Raw genomic sequence first — 3,359 nt, forward strand, 5'->3', positions numbered from 1 at the left:
CGTGCTCCACGCGTCCATCGTGGACGGGGCACCCAGGCCGGACCTGATGCCGGCGCTATGGACGCTGCTGGCCGTCTACGCCGCGCGCGGCCTGTGTGCGTGGGGTGCCGAGCTCGCGGGCTTCACGGCGGCAGCCCGCGTCCGGGCGATGTTGCGGCGAGAACTGTACGGCCACATCGCGCGCCTTGGGCCGGCTTATGCGGGAAGCAGGCACAGCGGCGACCTGGCGACCGTCCTGATCGAGCAGGTCGATGCCCTGGACGGCTACTTCGCCCGGTTCCTGCCGCAGATGGCGCTGTCGGTACTGGTGCCGCTGACGCTTCTGGCCGCGATCTTCCCCGTCAACTGGGTAGTCGGCGGCATGCTGCTTCTCGCGGCTCCCTTCGTGCCGCTGTTCATGTCCCTGATCGGCATGGGCGCCGCAGCGGCCAGCAAGAGGCAGTTCGAGGCGCTGGCCCGCATGGGCGGATACTTCCTGGACCGGCTGCAAGGACTGACGACACTGAAACTGTTCGGGCAGGCGCGGCGCGAACTCGACCTGATCGGAAAGGTTTCGGACGAGTACCGCCAGCGCACCATGGGCGTCCTCCGCATCGCCTTCCTGTCGTCCGCCGTCCTGGAGCTTTTCAGCGCCATGGCCGTCGCGGTGGTCGCGGTCTATGTCGGCTTCAGCCTGCTGGGTTATGTCCGTTTCGGTCCGAGCGGCGACGTCACCCTGGCGACGGGCTTGTTCGTGCTGATGCTGGCGCCGGAATTCTTCCTGCCGCTCCGCCAGCTTGCCGCGCATTACCATGACCGGGCGGCGGCGGTCGCTGCCGCCGGGCAGATCATGGCAATACTGGATACCCCTGCCGCACCGCGCGGCAGCATCCGGCCGCCGGCCGATGCCGGGCCGATGGCGCTCGACATGACCGGCGTCAGCTTCGCCCATGGCGCCGGAGAGGAGGCGAGGCCCGTGTTGCAGGACGTATCCCTGCGCGTTGCCGCCGGCGAACGGGTGGCGCTGGTAGGGCCGAGCGGCGCCGGCAAATCGACGATCATCGGGCTCTTCCTCGGCTTCATCAGGCCCGCCGCCGGGACGGTGACGATCGGCGGGCTAGAGGTCGGCCGGATCGACCCGGCCACCGTCACCGCCTGGGTTGGCCAGAACCCGCACCTGTTCCACGGTACGATCCGGGACAACATCCGGCTCGCCCGGCCCGATGCGACCGATGTCCAGGTCGATGAGGCTGCCGATGCCGCCCATGTCTCCGACTTCGCCGACCGTCTGCCCAACGGGCTGGAAACGCCGATCGGCCAGCGCGGTCACGGCATCTCGGGCGGCGAGGCACGCCGTGTCGCCCTTGCTCGCGCCTATCTGAAGGACGCGCCGGTCCTGCTTCTGGACGAGCCCACCGCCGGCCTCGACCCGGAGAACGAACGGCTCGTCCTGTCAGCTTTGGACAGGCTGGCGCAAGGGCGGACGGTGCTGATCGCGACGCACAGCGCGTCGGGTATCGGCTGGGCCGAACGCCGGATCGAGGTCGGCGGCGGCAAGCTGGAGGTGGTCGATGCGTGAGCTCTGGCCCTTTCTGAAGCTGTTCCGCCGGCATGCCCTGCGCATGGCGTTCGGCGCGCTGCTGATGCTGGTGACGCTGCTCGCCGGCATCGGGCTTCTCGGCGTTTCCGGCTGGTTCATCACCGGCAGCGCGCTGGCCGGTCTCGGGCTGCTGGGAGGCGCCGCCTTCAACATCTTCACTCCCAGCGCCGCCATCCGGGCCGCCGCCCTGATCCGGACCGGCGGCCGCTATGCCGAACGTCTGGTCAACCATGAAGCGACGTTCCGCCTGCTGGCCGACCTTCGCCGCTGGCTGTTCGCCAGGGCGATCCCGCTCGACGCCGGGCAGATCGCCCGGCTCACCGGCGGCGACCTGCTGACGCGCCTGACCGCCGATATCGACGCACTCGACAACCTCTACCTTCGGGTCGTGGCACCCAGCATGGTAGCGGTCGTAGCCGCCATCGCCGTCCTGGTCCCGCTTGGCTGGATCGATCCCGCCGTGGCGCTGACGACGGCGGCCTTAATGCTGGTAGCGGGCATCCTGGTGCCCGCGCTTGCGGCCAGACTAGGTGCCGGCGCCGGTTCCGACATGGTCGGCATCGGGGCTCGCTTGCGGACACATGCGGTTGACGGCGTCCAGGGCTTGGCCGACCTGCGGGCTTTCGCTGCGGAAGCGCGGCAGGGGGCGGCCATCGCACAGGAAACCGACGGCCTGATCGCGCGCCAGCGCCGCATGAGCTCGATCACCGGACTTTCCTCCGCCCTGTCCATGATGGCTGCGGGCAGCGCCGTCTGGCTTGCGTTGTTCCTGACGACCGGCCAAGCAGGCGAAGACCGGCTGGACGGCCCGCTGATCGCCCTTGTCGTCTTCCTGGTGATGGCGGTATTCGAGGCGACGGCGCCCCTGCCGCTCGCCTACCAGTTCCTGGGCCGGACCAAGGCTGCGGCACGGCGGCTGACCGAGATAGCCGACATGCAGCCCCGCGTCGGCGACCCGGAACATCCTGTTCCACTCCCCGATCGTCATGACCTGACGTTCGATGGCGTTACCTTCGGTTATGGCAGAGCTGTCCTGGACGGCATTCAGCTTCGCCTTCCGGAGGGCCACACTGCCGTTCTGCTGGGGCCGAGCGGCTCCGGCAAATCGACCCTGGCCCAACTGGCGCTTCGGCTGATCGACCCGGAGTCCGGCCGGGTGACCTTGGGCGGCGTCGATCTCCGCAGCCTTCGCCAGGAGGACCTGCACGGCCGCATCGCCTATGTCAGCCAGAACACCCACCTGTTCGCCGCCGACATCCGCGACAACCTGCTGATCGCCCGCCCGGGTGCGACAAACGACGAGCTATGGGACGCGCTGGAAACCGTCGACCTCGCCGACTTCGTCGAAAGCCTTCCCAATGGCATCCTGACCTGGGTCGGCGAGAACGGCGTTCTCCTCTCCGGCGGTCAAGCCCGTCGCCTGTCGCTCGCCCGGGCGCTCCTGAAGGACGCTCCGGTGATGATCCTGGACGAACCGACGGAGGGGCTGGACGCGGCGACCGAAGCGCTCGTGATGCAGGCCCTGCGGCCGAAGCTGGCAGGACGCACGGTCCTGCTGATCACCCACCGCGAAAGCCTTATGACCAATAGCGATCTGGTGTGGCGGATGGGAGAGGTCTAAGCCGCACGGCGGCACGTGCAGATTGTTCTGTTCGCCACCATCCGCCGGCTGGTGTGTTGACCTGGAAGCATCAATCCAGGCGAGGAGCGCTTCTCATGCACATACGATCTGCAACCTTCGCAGCGGCAGTAGCGCTGTGCTCCCCCGGCGCCGGTGCGG

2 protein-coding genes are annotated in these 3,359 nt (G+C 68.6%); both read left to right on the forward strand.

Features of this window, described 5'->3' with window-relative positions:
- On the forward strand, nt 1–1,558 hold a 1,558-nt coding region (gene cydD / locus AC5JJ6_RS05130; protein WP_496041008.1), incomplete at its 5' end, for a thiol reductant ABC exporter subunit CydD.
- Nucleotides 1,551–3,200: a thiol reductant ABC exporter subunit CydC gene (cydC, locus tag AC5JJ6_RS05135; RefSeq protein WP_496041009.1), complete on the forward strand. Its 1,650-nt coding sequence runs from the start codon at nt 1,551–1,553 to the stop codon at nt 3,198–3,200. The genes cydD and cydC, both read left to right, overlap by 8 nt.
- Nucleotides 3,201–3,359 lie beyond the last annotated feature (159 nt).

It is taken from the genome of Skermanella sp., assembly GCF_059503625.1.

Excerpts from the sequence above, each read along its gene's own strand:
- cydC (WP_496041009.1), top strand. The coding sequence starts at position 1,551 with ATGCGTGAGCTCTGGCCCTTTCTGAAGCTGTTCCGCCGGCATGCCCTG.